Here is a 17407-nt window from a genome sequence, read left to right as displayed (position 1 = left end):
GACCGGGCCACGTCAGCCTCCCCCGACCAGCTGCCGCAGCCGGTCGGTGTCGGCGTCGGTCCAGCCGGGCGGCTGCGTCACCTCCGCCCACGCGTTCGCGTAGTCGGCCTCGTACTTGTGGCCGTGCCCGTCGGGCACCCCGGTCGAGAACACCAGGTCGGCGGTGACCTGCCAGAAGGTGACGAACGGCAGCCAGGCCATGTCGGGCGACACGTCCGGCCCGCGGGCGCCCTCGAGCCAGTCGGGTCGGTTCAGGAGCAGCCGCGGGGACCACCACACGATCGGGTCGGAGGCGTTCTGCAGGTAGACCACCCGGGGCGCCTCCCACGGGGCCGGCGGTCCGGCGAGATCGGGCGCCTCGTCGGCGAACCGCGCGGTCCGGCCCTCCTCGTACACCGGGAGCCACTCCGGCGTGCCGGCATCCCGGTCGGCCACCAGGCCGCGCCACAGCTCGTTGAAGTTCGGCGGCCCCGCCCACACCACCCCGGCGGTGCGGTTCTCGATGTCGGCCAGGCCGCTGAAGGCGGCCTCCCCGCCGAAGGTCCCGAGGCTCTCCCCGAACACGTACAGCTCCGGCCGGTCGTCCACGGGCAGCTGCGCCCAGGCTCCGTACACGGCGTCGAACAGCGCCCGTCCGGCGTCCCGGGCCTTGACCTGGTCGACGAGGAAGGACAGCCAGCTGGGCAGGTAGGAGTACTGCATCGCCACCATCGCGCTGTCGCCGTTGAGCGCGTACTCCAGCGCGCCGCTCGCAGCGGGGTCGACCCACCCGGTCCCGGTGGTGGTGACCACGACCAGCACCTCCCGGTCGAAGCCACCCGCGCGCTCGAGGTCGGCGACGGCCAGGGCCGCGCGGTCGCGCACGTCCGCCGCGGACGCCAGGCCGACGTAGGCGCGGACCGGCTGGCTCGCCGGGCGGCCGGAGAAGGCGGTGAGCTCCTCCGGCGTCGGGCCGGTACCGACGAAGTTGCGTCCCTGGAGACCCAGGTCCTCCCACGGCACCAGGGACCCGGGACTCCCCGACCGCTCAGGGATCGTGGGACGGACGGCGCCCTCCTCCGTGCCGTCGTCCTTGACGCTGAACGTGGAGTTCATGGCCTCGACCAGCCCCTGGAAGAGGACGCCGTTGAGCAGGAAGACCAGCAGGACGACGACCGCGACGACGCCGAGCGGGCGGGCGACCCGGCCCGGCAGCACGCGGCCCAGCGTCCGGACCAGCCAGCGGGCCGCCCACCGGACGCCGCGGGCGATCGCGACCAGTCCCGCGAACACCAGCACCGCCACGACCACGATCCCGACGGCGGAGAACTCCTCCGGCGGGTCGAGGCCCATGAGCCGGTGGATCTGCTGCTGCCAGTACAGGCCGAAGCCCACCGCGATCAGGACCAGCGCCGGCCCGGCGACCGCCAGCACCCGCCAGGCGAGGCGGCGTGACCCGGCGGAGAGCCGGCGGTCGGTGACCTCCGCGACGAACCAGGCCACCGCGGCACCCAGGCCGTACCCGATCGCCGCGGTGATCCCGGCGAGGATCCCCTGCAGCAGCCAGCCCCGGGGCAGCAGGGACGGGGTGAGGGAACTGCAGCCGAGCAGCAGGGCGCCGACCGTCCCGCTCCACGGGTAGCGCGGCAACCACCGTGTCCACGCCGGTGCACGCTGCCGCCCGTCCCCTGCCGGTACCGACGGGGGCACGACGTCGGTGTGGCCGTCGGGGGGCCTCGTCGCCGGCTGGGTCGTCATGGCGCGCTCCGCTCGTGGGAGCGTCGACGCTACGGACGGCCCGCGCGGAACGACTCGCACCAGGAGGATGAGCCGCGGGCGGCGGTCCGCGAGCACCATCCCGGCATGCGGCGGGCCAGGATGGGATCAGGACGACGGTCGACAGTGGCGCTGCCGGGGCCGGGCTCCCCGCCGGACGTCGGGCTGGTGGTCGCCGCGGCGACGGCTCCGGGCACGTTCGCGCCCTCGCTCTCGCCTCGCAGCCCCGTCGACCAGGGCCTGGTGACCGGGCTGGCCACGGGGTTGCACTTCCTGCTGTCGGTCGGGGCGCAGGACGCGCTGGTGGCCACCGCCCGGGTCCTCATCGGTGGGGAGCGGTCCCCGGCCGCATCGCGCGCCGCCACGATGGCGCTCGACTGCCTGGCGGCGCCCGCCGGGCTGGCCGTGCTCCGGGCCCTGCCGCCGCGGGCCGACGACCCGCTCCGGGGAGCCGTTCGCCAGGCCGCCTGGCGACTCGGTGCCGCCGGGCTGAGTGGCGCGCTGCTCGGCGGCGCCCAGTTCGGCACCCGCGCGCTCGACGACCGCCTGCGGCTCGGTGGGCGCCTGGCCGCCGTCCCGCTGGCCGTCCCCGTCGGCCTGGGCGTCGCCTTCGTGCTCGACCGGCTCCGCGCGGGCGAGCACGCCGAGGACACCGGCGGGACCCGGGCTCCGTCGCCGCTGTCCTCCCTGGCCGTCGCGTCGGGGGTCGTCGGGTCCCTCGCCGGCGCCGCCTACGGCGAGCACGCCCTCACCGACCTCGTCGCCCGCCGGCTGGCCGCGGAGCTGCCCGGGCCGCCCGAGGTGTGGCGACTGGCCGGCCACGCCGGCTTCCTCGCCGGCCTGGGGCTCGGCGCCACCTCGCTCTGGCAGCGTGCGATGCGGCGCATCGAGGCGAGGACGTCGACCGACGTGCCGGTGATCGAGCCGGGCGAGGCCGACCGGTGGGTCGCCTCGACGGTCAGCGGCGGCCCCGGCAGCCACGTGTCCTGGGCGGGGATGGGCCGCGACGGTCGGCTGCACGCCCTCGCATCGGTCCGCCCGCGGCCGCTGCCCGACCCCCCGGCCGGCGTGCCGGACCTGTCCATCGAGACCGTCATGGGCACGCCGGCGCGCGCCGCCCCGGTGCAGGTGTACGTCGGGCTCGACAACGCGCCGACCCCGCGCGCACGGGTGGACCTCGCCATGGCGGAGCTGGAGCGGACCGGCGCTCTCGACCGGTCCCTGGTCGTCCTGGTCTCGCCGACCGGAACCGGCTACGTCAACTACGTCGCCACCGCGGCGCTGCAGTACCTCGCGCTCGGCGACGTCGCCACGGTGACCCTGCAGTACTCGCGCCGCCCGTCGCCGCTGTCCCTCGGCTTGGTGTCCAGGGCCCGGGAGCAGAACCGGCTGCTGTGTCTGCGGGTCCTCCAGCGCCTCCGCGAGCGTCCCGGCCCCCGCCCGCGCGTCGTCCTGTTCGGCGAGAGCCTCGGCGCGCACACCAGCCAGGACGTGTTCCTGCACTGGGGAACGCTGGGTCTCGACGCCATGGGCATCGACCGGGCGCTGTGGATCGGGACGCCGTACGGGAGCGGGTGGATGCGCCAGGTCACCCGCGGCGACCGCCTGGACGTGGACGCCGACGCCGTCGCCGTCGTCAACGACCACGACCAGCTCACCGCCCTCGCCGAGCAGCGCGGCTCCCTGCCGCGGTTCGTCCTGCTGAGCCACGACAACGACGGCGTGACGAAGTTCGGCCCGGACCTGCTCTGGTACCCCCCGGACTGGCTCGGTCCCTCCCGGCCACGCCCGGAGCCGGTCGCGGTGGGGAGCCCCCGTGGCATCCCCCCGGCCATGCGGTGGCGGCCGGTGACCTCGTTCTTCCAGGGCCTCATGGACATGAAGAACGCGCAGACGTCGTCCGGTGCCTTCGGGGCGACGCAGCACGACTACCGCGCGGACCTGCCCCGCTTCCTCGACAGCGTGTTCGGGCTGGCCGCGTCCCCGGAACAGCTCGTCCGGATCGAGGAGACCCTCCAAGCCCGCGAGAGCGTCCGGGAGCGGCTGTTCGCCGTCGTTCCCGGAGCCGTCGGCTGACCGGCGGCACATCCTCCGCACCGGACGGTGCGTGCGGGGCCCGTACGGGGCGACCCTGCCGCCATGCGGGCGAGTCTCGAAGCGCACCTCGGGTCCCGGCAGGTCGGCAAGGTGGTCTACGGCTCGATCATCGGCCTGGCCCTGGTCGTGACGCTGGAGAAGCACCCGCCGGCGCCGTGGGTCATGGCCGTGTGGCTGCTCGGGACGGCCCTGGCCGTCGGGCTGGCCGAGGTCTACAGCGAGGTCGTCGGCGTCGAGACGAGCACCCGGCAGCCGGTCAGCCGTCCCCAGTTCGGGCACATGGCGGAGGACGCCGTGGCGGTCGGCTTCGGCGTCGCCTTCCCCGCCGTGTTCTTCCTGCTCTCCGCGCTCGGGTTGTTCGAGGTCGACACCGCGTTCACCATCGCCAAGTGGACGGGCCTGGGCCTGATCGGCTTCTACGGGTACTGGGCGGCCCGGTTCGCCGGCGCGGCGACCCACCACGCCCTGCTCAAGGGCGCGCTCGTGGCCCTCATCGGGGCCGGGCTGATCGCGCTGAAGGCGCTGGTCCACTGACCCGGGGCCACTCCGGTGGGCCGGAGCTCGCCGACCTCACGGCGCGCTGCGCTGCCAGCTGAACCGCGGGACGACGTCGGCCCGCCACAGCCCCCAGCCGACGGCCTCGCCCACGGCGGCTCCGATCATCGCCCCGATGACCACGTCGCCCGGGTAGTGCACCCCCGTGTGGATCCGCGAGTAACCGACCACAGCTGCCAGCGTGCGCAGGGGTGCGGCCGCGACGGGCAGGACCCGGGCGACCGCGGCGGCGAACGCGAAGCCGGAGGCGGTGTGGCCGGACGGGAAGGACGCCGAGTGCGGCATCGGCACCCACCGGACCTCGGGGACGCCGGCGAGGTCGCGGTCGGGCCGCCGACGGCGGGCGGCGACCTTGAAGCCGATGTTGACGACGGCGGAGTCCACGGCGACGGCCGCCAGACCGACCCCGGCGGCCCGCCGACCGGCACGACCGCCCGTGGCGGCCATCACCCCGGCGACCGCCATCCACAGCCGGGACCGGTCCGCGAACCGGGACAGCCGGCGCACCGGGCGGTCGAGGACGGGCGCGGGCGTCCCGGCCACCGCCCGGTAGACGGCACGGTCGATCCGCCCGAGGTCCCGGAGCAGGCGCACCGCCGTCGCCCGCCTGGGTGCCCGGGCGGCCGGCGGCCCGGCCGCCAGTCGCTCGGCCAGCCGTTCCTCGGAGGGCGGGGTCCGCGGAGGTGCCGTGTCCATGTGCCCTCCTCGGGCGAGGTCGCCGACGGCGCGCGACGAGCGGTGCGTCAGCGAGTGTGCAGGGACGATCGTCCGTCGTGGACCGGCCGGGACTCATCCCGGTCGGGTGATCGGGCGGCGACCCCGGTCACGTCGTCGGGACCGGCGAGGCGGACGACGTCCCTGGCAGACCGGGAGCCTGCAGCTCACCCCGACGGGATGAGGCCCCCATCGCCGGCCTGAAGCACGGTCGCCGGCATGACCGAGACCGTCACACGTGAGACCGCGATCTCCGAGCACGGCATCATCGGCGACCTCCAGACCGCCGCGCTCGTCACGACGGACGGATCGATCGACTGGTTCTGCTGGCCGCGGTTCGACTCCCCCGCCGTCTTCGGTGCGCTGCTCGACGACGAGGTCGGTGGGCACTTCCGCATCCACCCCGCGGGGACCTCGTACACGTGCAAGCAGATGTACCTCCCGGACACCGCCGTCCTGGTCACCCGGTTCTTCTCCGAAGCCGGCCTCGGCCAGGTCGTCGACTTCATGCCCCCTGCCGGGGACACCGCGACCGACCGGCACCGGATCGTACGGATCGTGCAGTGCGTGCGGGGCCGGATGACCTTCGAGGTCGACGTCGCGCCGCGCTTCGACTACGGCCGGCACCCGCACCGTCTCGAGGTCACCGACAACGGCGTCGCGTTCGTGGCGGGCAGCCAACGGCTCACGCTGCACATCGTCCGGGAGCCCGAGGACGAGCGGCTCGCCGACGTGCGGGCCGAGGACAGCAACCTGCTCGGCACCCTCAGCCTGGTCGCGGGTCAGACGCGCGGGGTGGTCCTCGAGTCCGACGCCGACGGACCGCCGCGTGAGGTCCGCCTCAGGGAGGTGCAGGCCCTCCTCGACGAGACCATCGCCTACTGGCGCTCCTGGGTGGCCCGGTCGACCTACACCGGGCGGTGGCGGGAGGACGTGAACCGCTCGGCCATCACGCTGAAGCTGATGACCTACGCGCCCTCCGGCGGCATCGTCGCCGCACCGACCGCCGCCCTGCCCGAGCAGATCGGCGGCGAGCGCAACTGGGACTACCGGTACACGTGGGTGCGCGACGCCTCGTTCTCGGTGCACGCGCTGCTGAAGCTCGGGATGACCGACGAGGCGGCCCGCTTCGGGACCTGGCTGGGAGACCGGATCCGCGAGCGGCTCGCCAGCGACAGCGGACCGCTGAACATCATGTACCGGATCGACGGTTCCTCGGACCTCAAGGAGGACGTGCTCGACCACTGGCGCGGGTACCGGGGCTCGGCACCGGTCCGCATCGGCAACGGCGCGGCCGAGCAACTCCAACTGGACATCTACGGCGAGGCACTCGACAGCGTCTACGCCGGCGTGCGGGCAGGGCTGCCACTGCCCCACCAGGGCTGGACGGCGACCAGCCGGGTGCTGGACTGGCTCGCCGAGAACTGGGACCAGCCCGAGGAGGGCATCTGGGAGACCCGCGGCGGGCGCGAGCCGTTCACCTACGGACGGGTGATGTGCTGGGTGGCCTTCGACCGCGGGATCCGGATGGCCCTGGAGCACGGCCGGCCGGCGTCGGTGGACCGCTGGCGCGCCGAGCGGGACCGGATCTACCAGCAGGTCATGGAGCGGGGCTTCCACCCGACGCGCAGGGCGTTCGTGCAGCACTACAACACCGACGTGCTCGACTCGTCCCTGCTGCGCATGCCGACCGTCGGCTTCGTCGACGGTCGGGACCCGCTGTGGCTGTCGACTCTCACGGCGATGGACGACGAGCTGGTCACCGACAGCCTCGTCTACCGCTACGACCCCGATGCCTCGCCGGACGGGCTGCGCGGCTCGGAGGGCACGTTCTCCCTCTGCACCTTCGCGTACGTGGACGCACTGACTCGCGCCGGGCGGCTGAACGAGGCCCGGACCGCCTTCGAGAAGATGCTGACCTACGGCAACCACGTCGGTCTGTACTCCGAGGAGATCGCCCTCACCGGCGAGCAGATCGGCAACTTCCCGCAGGCCTTCACCCACCTGGCGCTCATCGACGCCGCGGTGACCCTCGATGCGGCTCTCGACGGGCGCAGCCCCCGCTGACCGGTCCGGCCCTCGCCCGGGGGGCGGGCGACGTCCCGGATCGTGACGGACACCTCCGCCGCGATCCGGGAGGTCGACGGGCGCCGGTGGGCGCCCGTCGCGCCGCGCGGTCACCGCGTACGGACGCCCGACCGGAGGAACGGCGCAACCGGGAACCGGCCGGGTCGGGTCATCCCCGCGGGGGGACGCCGGTCAGTACCGGTGGGCTCCTACGGTCGGGCTGCGGCGTGGGAGGCGGTCGTGGTCCAGCGTCGACGAGGGAGCCGGGATGCAGACAGGTCATGGCCTCCGGACGGCCGGGCGCCGGCTGGAGACGACGTTGCTGGGCCGCTCCGTCGGTTCCTTCCTGGCCCTCCAGGGGATCGACCGCGCGACCGCCATCGCCGCGCAGGCCTTCACTGCCCTGATCCCGCTGGTCCTCCTGGTCTCCGGGCTGGCGGCGGCCGACCACCGCGACCTGGTGTCCGACCTGCTCGTCCGCAAGTTCCACCTGGAGGGTTCCGCCGCAGACGCGGTGCGCGAACTGTTCGCACAGCCCTCTCCCACCTCGACCGGCGTGTTCAGCGTGGTGCTCCTCGTCTTCTCCGGCGTCTCGCTGACCCGGCGGATGCAACGGATGTACCAGGACGCCTGGCGGCTCCCCCCGCGCCGCGGGGTCAGGGGGTCGCTCAACGCCGCCCTCGCCCTGGCCTTCCTGCTGGTGGAGCTCGGGCTGCTGTTCCTGGTCCGTACCCTGGTCAGTTCGCTACCGGCCGGCTGGGCACTGGGCGGGACGATCTCCGTCCTGGGCAGCCTGCTGCTCTGGACGGCCGTCCCGTGGCTCCTGCTGGACCGGCGGGTCCCCTGGCGCCGGCTGATGCCGACCGGGGCACTGACGGCCGCCTGCGCGGGGATCTACGCGCTGGCCACCACGGTCTACATGCCTCGCCTGATGTCCACCTACAGCCTGCGCTACGGCCTGTTCGGCGTGACGCTCGCGCTCATCGGGTGGCTGCTGTGCATCGCGTTCATCTTCGTCGCGACCACGATCCTGGCCGCCGAGTTCGACCGCGACCAGGACCTCTGGGCCACACGCCTGCGGGACCGGCTCGGTCTGGGTCAGCGGAACGACGGGCAGGCGCCCGGCGACGGCGTCCCTCCGGTGGGCGGTGAGCTCCCATCCGGGGATGTCCGCTCCCTGCGCGGCTGACTCCTCCTGCGGGAGGCGGCCGCGCAGCTCCCCGGGAGCGGCGGGCGGAGGACCTCAGGCGGTCGCCGTCGCCCGGGCCGGGGTCACGGCGACCTCGACCGGGACCGGGGCCGGCGGGTGCAGCCGGCGACGGTGCACCCACTTGTCGAGCTCGACGACGATGGGCATCACGAGGGCCAGGCCGATGCAGGCCAGCCACTGCAGGCCGGTCAGTGACTGGGCCAGCAACCCGTTCTGCAGGAAGTCCAGCTCGGTGGAGAGCACCAGCAGCCCGGCGGGGATGACCGACCACTTCACCGCGGTCAGGATCGGCGGGGTCAGCCCCGAGGTGGGATCGCGGCGCATGACCACGCCGCTGAAGATCGTGCCCAGACCGATGACGACGTAGCACATGGTCATCGACGCGCTCGCGACGTCGGTGCTCGGCTGGTCCGGGCCGGCGACCAGCGGCACCAGACCCGCCAGGAACAGCACCGCGCCGTAGACGATCCAGCGGGTGACCGCCGGGAGGTTGGTGATCGCCACCTTCGGGTCCCGCGGTGGCCGGTCCATGATCTCGGGATCGGCCGGATCGAGCAGGATCACCACGACCGGGAAGATGGCCACGAAGAAGTTGAGGAACAGCACCATGAGCGGGGTCATCGCCACGCCGGAGTTGATGTTGAACACCGTCGCGGTGACGAACAGCAGCACCAGCGACAGCAGCTGGGTCATCTGGTAGCGGATGTAGGAGACGACCTTGCCGTAGATGCTGCGGCCCAGCTCCACGGCGTGCACCAGGGTGCCGAAGTTGTCATCGGTGAGGATCATCCGCGCCGCCTGCTTGGAGACCTCGCTGCCGCTGCCCATCGCGACCCCGATGTCGGCCTGCTTGAGCGCGGCGGCGTCGTTGACCGCGTCCCCGGTCATCGCGACGATCTGGCCCTCGCCCTGCATGATGCGGGCCAGCCGCAGCTTGTCCTCCGGGGTGACCCGGCCGAACACGTGCAGCCTCGGCAGCCGGCGGCGCAGCTCCTCATCCGACAGGGCCTGCAGCTCCGCGCCGCTGATCGCGCCCTCGCCCAGCCCGAGCTCCGAGCCGATGGCGTGCGCGGTGACGGCGTGGTCACCGGTGATCATCCGGACGTCGATGCCGGCCCGCAGCGCGGTCTCCACGGCGGCCTTCGCCGACGGCCGCAACGGATCGATGATGCCCACCATCCCCACGAAACCCAGCTCGGTGGTCAACGCCATCGGATCGGCCTGCAGGACGGCGACCTCGTCGTCACGCACCAGCCGGGCGGCGAAGGCCAGCACGCGGAGGCCCTGCTCGCCCATGTGCCGGTTGGCCGCCTCGATCCGGTCGCGCTCCGGCCCGATCGGCACCGCGGGCGAACGGAACGGCCCCCCGGCCGTGCTGCACCGGCCCAGCACGACGTCGGGAGCGCCCTTGACCAGCTCCACCACGTAGTGGGCGCCGTCGATCTCCACCCGGTGGAAGGTGGCCATGAACTTGTACTCGGAGTCGAACGGCACCTCCGCCAGCCGCGGATAGGCCCGCCGGGTCTGATCGGCGTCCACCCCGAGCTTGGCGGCCAGCACCACCAGCGCCGCCTCGGTCGGATCGCCGATCACCGCACCGTCGTCGCCGACGGTGGCGTCACTGTCCAGCACCAGCGCGTAGGCCAGCCGGGTGAAGTCGGGGAGCTCGCTACCGGCCACCGCGCGGATCCCGCCGGACTTCCGGTAACCCTCGCCGTCCACGGTGAACCAGGCACCGTCGACGTACAGGGTCGACACCATCATCTGGTTCAGCGTCAGCGTGCCGGTCTTGTCGGTGTTGATCACACTGGTCGCGCCGAGGGTCTCCACATCGGTCAGGTTCTTCACCACCGCCTTGGCCTCGGCCAGCTGCCGGGCCCCGAAGGACAGCATCGCCTGTACGAACGTCGGCAGCCCGGTCGGGATCGCCGAGATGGCCATGGCCGTCCCCAGCAGCAGCACGTCCTCGATGGGCAGGTCCCGGGCCAGGCCGACGACCACGATCAGCGCCACCGCCGTCCACGCGACGATGCCGAGCAGCCGGGTGAGGCCGTCGAGTTCCTTCTGCAGCGGCGACCGGGTCCGGTCCACCGACGTGAGCATCGTGGCGATCTTGCCCATCTCGGTCTGCATGCCGGTCGCCGTGACGACCATGCTCGCCGTGCCGCGGGTGACCGAGGTGTTCTGGAACAGCATGTTCACCCGGTCACCGAGCCCGACATCGGGCCCGGCGAGCGTCTCCGCGCCCTTGCTGATCGGGGCGCTCTCCCCGGTCAGCGCCGCCTCCTGCGTCTCCAGCGTGGCCGCGGCGACGACCCGCCCGTCGGCCGGCACGATGTCACCGGCCTCCAGCCGCACCACGTCCCCGGGCACGACCTCCTCGGCCGGGATCATCTCCAGCTGCCCCTCCCGCAGCACCCGGGACTGCGGCACCTGCAGCTTGGACAGGGCATCGACACTCGCCCGGGCCTTCATGTCCTGCCGGGTGCCGAGCAGCACGTTGAGCAGCACCAGCGCGGCCACCAGCACCGCCGTGGACACCTGGCTGATCAGCAGGCTGGCCACCGCCACCACGATCAGCATGATGTTCATCGGATCGCGCAACTGCGACAGCGCCACCGCCCAGATCGACGGCGGCTTCTCGCTGGTGAGCCTGTTCGGCCCGATCTCCTGCAGACGCTGCGCGGCCTCCCGGTGGGTCAGCCCGCTCTGCACGTCCGCGCCGTAGTCGATCACCACCTGCTCGGCGGGACACAGGTACGGCGGGAGTCCCCCCGCGCTCGCCGTCCGCTGGACGGGGATCGTCGGCTGGGCCGAGACCCGGTTGGTCGGAGCGCTCATCGGGTCTCCATCCCCTCGGCGTGCATCGAGGTGCGGGTCCCGCCGTCGCCGGCGAGCATCGAGGACAACTGGTCCAGCGAACCGATGCCGCCGAGGGCGACGACGATCTCCTGCCGACTCTCCTGTCGCTGGTGGAGAGTGGCCTCGCCATTGCATCCGGGCAGGTGCGGCGGGTCCTCCCCCTCTGTGGATGAATCCCCGGGGCGGATCACGCGGCTCACCCGGCCGGGACCGCCACCTCGTGCACGGTGCGGGCCCCGCGCCGGCCGCGGGCAGCGTCGCCCCGGCCGTGCCCGTTCCCGCGGGAGGGGTGGTCGCCGGTCCCCGCCTCGGCCTCGAGCTCCACCCGGGCGGCGCGCAGCCGCTCCTTGGCCTCGTCACTGACGACGGGGTACCGGGGGTCGATCTGCATCAGCGTGTGCGCGAGGACCGCGGAGACGCAGATCCGGGCGAACCACTTCCGGTCGGCCGGGATCACGTACCACGGCGCCCACTTCGTGCTCGTGGCCGACAGCATCTCGGAGAAGGCGGCCTGGTAGTCGTCCCAGAAGCGGCGCTCGGTCACGTCGTTGGCAGAGAACTTCCAGTTCTTCTCGGCGAGGTCGATGCGGGCCAGGAAGCGCCGCCGCTGCTCCTCCTTGGACAGGTTCAGGAAGAGCTTGACGACGACGAACCCGTTGTCGGTCAGGTAGCGCTCCCAGTCGTTGATCTGCTGGTAGCGGCGCGCCCAGATGTCGTGACCCCTCGCCTGCGGGGGCAGCTGCTGGCGCTCCAGGATCTCGGGGTGCACCCGGACCACCAGCACCTCCTCGTATTGCGACCGGTTGAAGATGCCGATCTCCCCGCGGGCCGGCAGCTTCCGGGCATAGCGCCAGAGGAAGTCGTGGTCGAGCTCCTCGCTCGAGGGTGCCTTGAAGCCGTGCACGTGCACGCCCTGCGGGTTGACCCCGCTCATCACGTGCCGGATGGTCCCGTCCTTGCCGCCGGCGTCGAGCGACTGCAGGCACACCAGCACGCCGTAGGTGTCCTGCGCGGCCAGACGGGCCTGGTACTCGGCCAGCAGCCCGACGCCGGTCTGCAGGAGGTCGAGACCGTCGGCCTTCTTGACGAAGCTCGCCTTGTAGCGGGGGTCGAAGTCCTTGCCGAGACGCACCTTCGTCCCCGGCTCGACCCGCAGGGGGGTGATCGCGTCTGCGATCCGCCGGGCTCTGTCGTCCGCCATCGTCGTCCTCCGACCGTGCGCGTGGTCCCGCGACCGTGATGCCGGCAACCTGGCGTGAGGCCGCCCGCGGGTCATCCCCCCAGGCGGATGACGCCGGTCCGCGGTCCCTGGGGTGGGGCGTCAGACCGGCGCGCGGGAGAGGCGTTCCACCACGACGCGCTCGCTGGCCGTGTGGTGCGCGACGTCGAGGTGGTACGGCTGCGACCGGGCGGCCGCGGACCCAGTGCCTGCCGGGCCGGGGACACTGCAGGGGCCCGGCTGCCGGGCAGCCAGGCCCCTGGTCGGGGATCGCGCTCAGCCCGTCGTCGCTCCGCTCCGCTCCTCATCCTCCTCGGAGAAGACCTCGCGCAGCTTGCCCTCCTGCTCGTGGCTGAGGTTCGTCTCGACCAGGATCATCTGCTGACCCTCGAACGCCTCCTTCACCTTGTCGACCACCGCGTTCGACGAGAGGACGAACAGGGCCGAGGTCCCCGGCTGGATCTCCTCCCGCATCCGGCGGATGAAGCTGTCGTCGATGCCGACGTCGGCCATGCTGCCGGTCAGGGCCCCCATCCCGGCGCCGATCGCCATGCCCAGCAGCGGGACGAAGAAGATCAGGCCGAACAGCATCCCCCAGAACGCACCGCCGAGAGCACCGGCCGAGGTCATGTTGCGGAGCTGCCTCGTCTTCGGCTTCTTCGCCCCCTCCGGCCAGGACACGATCGCCGCGTCGTGGATCTGGATCAGCTCCCTGCGCTGCAGGTCCTTGAGCGTCGCCTCGGCTCTGTCTGCGCCGTGGGCGGTGGGGAACTTCCAGACGGTCATGGTGGCCATCGACTTCTCCTCGGGTGTGCGCGACCGGAACCGGAGTGGTCCGGGGTCAGGAGTTGAGGATCTGGCTCTTCTGGAGCTCGAACTCGGCGGAGTCGAGGACGCCGGAGTCCCGGAGCTGGGCCAGCTCGCGCAGCTGGGCCAGCTTGGTGTTCGTGTCGGTGCGTGGCGGTCCGGCCGGCTCGGCGTACTGCGGTTCCGGCGCTGCCTGAGCCTGTTGCTGGCCGGCCCAGCGGTTGCCCTGGCGGCGGGAGACGCGGTTGGACACGGCGGTCGCCGTCCCCGCGACGACGGCGGTGCGGGCCACACCACGCAGCAGTCCTGGCATGTCGGCTCCTCTGTTCTGGTCGGTGCCGAGCCGGCCGGCCGGCCGGCTCGGTGGTGCTCAACCCATCGACGGGTGTTCCCGCCGGGTGCCGGGTCGCCAGAAGGCGGCGGCGACCAGCGCCACGCCGAGGAATGCGACCTGCAGGCCGAAGACGATGCACAGCACCAGGACCGTCGCCTGGGGCCAGGAGATGGCCAGCACGCCCACGATGACGTTGACCGCGCCGAGCGCGACCAGCCAGCCCCACCCGGGGATCTCCCGCCGCGCGACGACGGCGAGGCCGGCCCGGCCTGCGCCGTGGACGATCAGGGACAGCCCGGTGATCAGCACCAGCGTCCAGAGCGTGACGCCCGGCCAGAACACGGCCAGGACGCCACCGACCACGAGGACCGCTCCCAGTACGAGCGACCCCGTGCGGTGCCGCTCGGCGTCCCACCCGACGGCGATCTCCAGCAGCCCGCCGACGACGAAGGCCAGGCCGACCAGCAACGCCAGGCTGCGCGCGGCGGCGACGGGGTTGAACAGCAGCACGATCCCGAGGACGACGACGGCCAGGCCGAGCAGCCCGACCGCGACCCGCAGCCCCGTGTGCCCCGCCGGGGCGGCCGCGTAGGGGCTGGACACGTTGGCGGTCATGTCGGTTCCTCCCCGAGTGGCGTTCCTGGCTGCCGAGGTTCGCCTCCGGCCCGGTGGGTTGACCTCATCCCCCCCGGATGACGCAGCCGCCCGCCCCGGCCGGGGACCGTCGGGTCAGGAGGCAGGAGTACGACAGCCGGGATCGAGACCGTCGTCATCTCGGTGGCGATCGCCGCCTGCTCGGACGCGGGCTCGTCGTCGAGCGCGGCGCCCTCGAGTGCGGCGGCGTCCTCGTCCGTGCTGCCGGCGCCCTCATCGACGAGGTGAGCACGTCGTGCTGACCGCGACCGCGGTCCCCCCGGACCAGGCCGCTGCCCAGAACGGCCGCCCCACACCGCAGCAGCGGAAGGCCACCGGCAAGGCGCTGCGCGCGGCCGTGCCCCTCGACGCGCACGCCGAGTCCCCTCGGGCGACGCGCTCCCGCGACCCGCTGACCCTGCTCGAGGAGCAGGCGGTCGACCGGCTGCCGGAGCTCGGGCCGATCCGCTACGGACGGATGCTCCAGTCCCCCTTCGCCTACTACCGGGGCGCCGCCCGCGTCATGGCCGCCGACCTCGCCGGCGCGCGTTACCGAGCCGCGATGGCGGAGTTCGCGGCGGCCCGTGACATCGAGGTCTGGTACTCGCGGCTCGACGCCGAGGAGTTCCGCGACCAGCTCGCGCCACGGCTGGAGGCGGGCATGCGCAAGCGGCTGACCCGTGCGCTGGAACGGGCACGGACGCGGGACACGCTGCAGCCTTCGGCAAGCTGACCAAGGTCGTCGACGGGCGGTTGCGCATCCGCGCGGAGCCCCCGCTGCTCGTGCCACTGCGCGACCTGGTGCCCGAGATCGAGGAGCGGGACCTGGAGGCGGCCTTCCACGCGCTCATCCGGCAGTACCGCGGTTCCCTGCAGTCCGACCGCCGCGCCCTGCTCGAGCGCTACTCCTTCGTCGACATGGCCCGCAAGGTCGTCGGCGTGGGCAGTGTCGGCACCCGCTGCTGGGTCGTCCTGCTCGTCGGACGCGACACGGACGACCCGCTGCTGCTGCAGATCAAGGAGGCGACGCGGTCGGTGCACGCGGAGTTCCTGGGGCGCAGCCGCCACGCCAACCAGGGACAGCGGGTCGTGGCCGGCCAGCGGCTGATGCAGCAGGCGAGCGACATCTCCCTGGGCTGGCAGCGGACGGCAGGCATCGACGGCGTCGAGCGGGACTTCTCCGTGCGGCAGCTGCGTGACTGGAAGGGCTCGATGGAGGTGGAGGAGCTGCGTGTCGACGGGCTGGGGATCTACGGCGAGCTGTGCGCCTGGTGCCTCGCCCGCGCACACGCCCGCTCCGGTGACCGGATCGCGATCGCCGGGTACCTCGGCTCCTCGGCCGCCTTCGAGAACGCCCTGACCGACTTCGCCGCCGCCTGCGCCGACGTGAACGAGGGCGACCACCGCCAGCTGGCCGAGGCCGCCGCCGGCCGCGTGCTGGCCCGGACGGACACCTGAGCGCACTCCCCCGGTCCGGGGTCACCCCCGGCCCGGCCCGGGGGTCACCGTCCGGCGCGGCCGGCTGAACCGCGTCAGACGCCGAGCAGCCGGTTCTTCTCGCGGCCGAACTCCTCGTCGGTGAGGACGCCGGCGTCCCGGGCGGCGCCCAGGCGGACGAGCAGGTCCAGGCGGTCGTTGAGCGTGGAGATCGTCTCGGGCGTGAGCGCCGCCGGGACGAACGGTGCCGCAGCCGGGGCCGGCTCCACCGCGGTCGCGACCGGAGCGCCGACCCGCGCGCCCTCGGCCGCGCCGTCGACCCGGAGGACACCTGCACGGGGGGCGGGGACGGCTCCAGGAGTCACCGGGGCGCCGCCGCCGGCGATGCCGTCCGGACCGGTCGAGAGCACGGCCCCGGACGACGCGGGCTGCTCCGCGGGTGCCGGCTCCGGGGCCCGGCTCCGCAGCCACTCCAGAGCCCCGAGGTAGAGCGCGACGAGGGCAGCGATCCAGATCAGCACCGACAGGGTCGGCGCGGGCCAGAAGAGCAGCACCAGCGCGCCGATGGCGATGCCGGCCCACCGCGCGGGGCCGTGGTGGTCACGCACCACCGCACCGAGGCGGACCGCCCGCTCCGGCAGGTCCAGGCCCTCGGCGAAGGCCTGCGTCCAGACGGTGACGCGCCGGGTCCAGAATTCCCGGACCCCTGCGGCCGCCTCCTCCGTGTCCCCGGTGGCGGCCGCGGTCCCCGCCGCAGTGGCTGCCCGGGCCTCACGCCTGCGCTGCACCTGCACCCGCGCCGAGGCCACCCCGCGCCGCACCCCGGCCACGATGCCGAGCCGGCCCCAGACGAGGGTCAGCACGAGGACGAGCAGGGCGGCTGCGAGCAACCAGAGCGTCCAGGACCGCAGGCTCGCGGCGAGCACGTCGTAGATCGCACCGACGGCGTCCCGGTTGTCGGGGCGCACCTGCGGCAGGAGCACCCCGCGTGCGACCCGGAGCGCGAGCAGCACGAGCAGCGTGAGCACCGTGGTGGTCACGGCCCACGCCCGCAGCGTGGCGCGGCGACGCCGGGACACGCCGAGGGCGCCGGCGAGCGTGCCCAGCGCCAGCAGCCCCAGCCACCACCAGACCGACTTCAGCAGGTCGATCGCGGTGTAGATCTGCGGAGCGTCGGCGGGGGCCAGGATCGTCACGCCCACGTCGTCCGGCAGCAGGTCGAGGATCTGGCCGGCGATGCCGTCCTTCGCCGAGTCGGGCACACGGTCCTTGGCCTGACCGAGGGTGAACCGCACCGGCTCCCCGGCGATCAGCTGGTCGTGCGCGGAGGTGAGCGCGGCCTGCGTCAGCGGTCGGAACGGGTCGTCGGTGAGCAACCGGCGGACGCCGGCCGACACGAGCGAGCCGATGCCCTCCTCCACCGTCGACCGGAACACCTGCAGGCGGGGCGGCAGGACGGTGAGCGCGTCGTCGATGACCTGCTGCACCTCCGCGTTGTCCATCACGGTGGACGTGACGCGCTCGGTGATGCGCGACTCCACCTCAGGCAGGTCGACCATCGTCTCCACGTTGGTCACGAAGACCTGCGTGTTGACCACGTTGTGACGGGTCCACAACGAGGTGCTCGCCAGGACCAGGGCGACAGCGCTGACCAGGACCAGCAGTCCCGTGACGAAACGGCGCACGGTTCCTCCTCTCCCGCAGCAGGCGCGCGACC

15 protein-coding genes are annotated in these 17407 nt (G+C 73.2%); 6 read left to right on the top strand and 9 right to left on the bottom strand.

What is annotated here, in order from left to right:
• Positions 1 to 12: 12 nt before the first annotated feature.
• The gene (locus tag CRP39_RS15605; protein ID WP_172442463.1) at positions 13 to 1737 is read right to left on the bottom strand and encodes an alpha/beta hydrolase; all 1725 of its coding nucleotides are present in this window, start codon (positions 1735 to 1737) and stop codon (positions 13 to 15) included.
• 144 nt (positions 1738 to 1881) lie between these two features.
• On the opposite strand from CRP39_RS15605, the gene CRP39_RS15600 reads away from it, so the two are divergent.
• Together CRP39_RS15600 and CRP39_RS15595 are read left to right on the top strand one after the other, a co-directional pair.
• Positions 1882 to 3831, top strand: a complete 1950-nt coding sequence (locus CRP39_RS15600) for an alpha/beta-hydrolase family protein (protein ID WP_097207286.1) — start codon at positions 1882 to 1884, stop codon at positions 3829 to 3831.
• A gap of 63 nt (positions 3832 to 3894) precedes the next feature.
• Positions 3895 to 4386 (top strand): hypothetical protein, encoded by a 492-nt coding sequence (locus CRP39_RS15595; RefSeq protein WP_097207285.1) that lies wholly within the window; start codon positions 3895 to 3897, stop codon positions 4384 to 4386.
• 36 nt (positions 4387 to 4422) lie between these two features.
• Here the strand turns inward: CRP39_RS15595 and CRP39_RS15590 are convergent, their stop codons facing one another.
• The gene (locus CRP39_RS15590; RefSeq protein ID WP_097207284.1) at positions 4423 to 5103 is read right to left on the bottom strand and encodes a phosphatase PAP2 family protein; all 681 of its coding nucleotides are present in this window, start codon (positions 5101 to 5103) and stop codon (positions 4423 to 4425) included.
• 237 nt (positions 5104 to 5340) lie between these two features.
• Here CRP39_RS15590 and CRP39_RS15585 point away from each other — a divergent pair, with 237 nt between their 5' ends.
• Both CRP39_RS15585 and CRP39_RS15580 read left to right on the top strand, forming a co-directional pair.
• Entirely contained in the window at positions 5341 to 7188 is a 1848-nt protein-coding gene (locus CRP39_RS15585) for a glycoside hydrolase family 15 protein (protein WP_097207283.1), read from the top strand.
• Between the two features lie 268 nt (positions 7189 to 7456).
• The gene (locus CRP39_RS15580) at positions 7457 to 8377 is read left to right on the top strand and encodes a YhjD/YihY/BrkB family envelope integrity protein (RefSeq protein ID WP_097207282.1); all 921 of its coding nucleotides are present in this window, start codon (positions 7457 to 7459) and stop codon (positions 8375 to 8377) included.
• Positions 8378 to 8431: 54 nt separating this feature from the next.
• Here the strand turns inward: CRP39_RS15580 and CRP39_RS15575 are convergent, their stop codons facing one another.
• From CRP39_RS15575 to CRP39_RS15550, 6 genes are all read right to left on the bottom strand, one after another.
• On the bottom strand, positions 8432 to 11239 hold the full coding sequence (locus CRP39_RS15575; RefSeq protein ID WP_097207281.1) for a cation-translocating P-type ATPase: 2808 nt from the start codon (positions 11237 to 11239) through the stop codon (positions 8432 to 8434).
• The gene (locus CRP39_RS15570; RefSeq protein WP_097207280.1) at positions 11236 to 11460 is read right to left on the bottom strand and encodes a hypothetical protein; all 225 of its coding nucleotides are present in this window, start codon (positions 11458 to 11460) and stop codon (positions 11236 to 11238) included. The genes CRP39_RS15575 and CRP39_RS15570 overlap by 4 nt, the downstream gene beginning before the upstream one ends.
• Entirely contained in the window at positions 11457 to 12461 is a 1005-nt protein-coding gene (locus tag CRP39_RS15565) for a polyphosphate kinase 2 family protein (protein ID WP_097207279.1), read from the bottom strand. The genes CRP39_RS15570 and CRP39_RS15565 overlap by 4 nt, the downstream gene beginning before the upstream one ends.
• A 294-nt stretch (positions 12462 to 12755) precedes the next feature.
• The gene (locus CRP39_RS15560) at positions 12756 to 13274 is read right to left on the bottom strand and encodes a DUF1269 domain-containing protein (RefSeq protein WP_097207278.1); all 519 of its coding nucleotides are present in this window, start codon (positions 13272 to 13274) and stop codon (positions 12756 to 12758) included.
• 46 nt (positions 13275 to 13320) lie between these two features.
• Positions 13321 to 13599: an SHOCT domain-containing protein gene (locus CRP39_RS15555; protein WP_097207277.1), complete on the bottom strand. Its 279-nt coding sequence runs from the start codon at positions 13597 to 13599 to the stop codon at positions 13321 to 13323.
• 57 nt (positions 13600 to 13656) lie between these two features.
• The gene (locus tag CRP39_RS15550) at positions 13657 to 14235 is read right to left on the bottom strand and encodes an HdeD family acid-resistance protein (protein ID WP_097207276.1); all 579 of its coding nucleotides are present in this window, start codon (positions 14233 to 14235) and stop codon (positions 13657 to 13659) included.
• A gap of 274 nt (positions 14236 to 14509) precedes the next feature.
• Between CRP39_RS15550 and CRP39_RS27710 the strand changes: the two genes are divergently transcribed.
• Positions 14510 to 14986, top strand: coding sequence for a DUF2252 family protein (locus CRP39_RS27710; RefSeq protein WP_245853901.1), 477 nt, complete (start codon positions 14510 to 14512; stop codon positions 14984 to 14986).
• Positions 14987 to 15006: 20 nt separating this feature from the next.
• Positions 15007 to 15711 carry a DUF2252 family protein gene (locus CRP39_RS27240; RefSeq protein ID WP_216359760.1) on the top strand — a complete coding sequence of 235 codons (705 nt, stop codon included), beginning with the start codon at positions 15007 to 15009 and terminating at the stop codon, positions 15709 to 15711.
• Between the two features lie 74 nt (positions 15712 to 15785).
• On the opposite strand, the gene CRP39_RS15540 is transcribed toward CRP39_RS27240, so the two are convergent.
• A complete protein-coding gene (locus CRP39_RS15540) occupies positions 15786 to 17375 on the bottom strand; it encodes an SHOCT domain-containing protein (protein ID WP_097207275.1) in 1590 nt (529 codons plus the stop codon).
• Between the last annotated feature and the right edge of the window lie 32 nt (positions 17376 to 17407).

The organism is Geodermatophilus sabuli (genome assembly GCF_900215145.1).
GTDB lineage: Bacteria > Actinomycetota > Actinomycetes > Mycobacteriales > Geodermatophilaceae > Geodermatophilus > Geodermatophilus sabuli.
The sequence above is the reverse complement of the archived record's forward strand: the minus strand, read 5'-3'. Positions and strand labels throughout refer to the sequence as shown.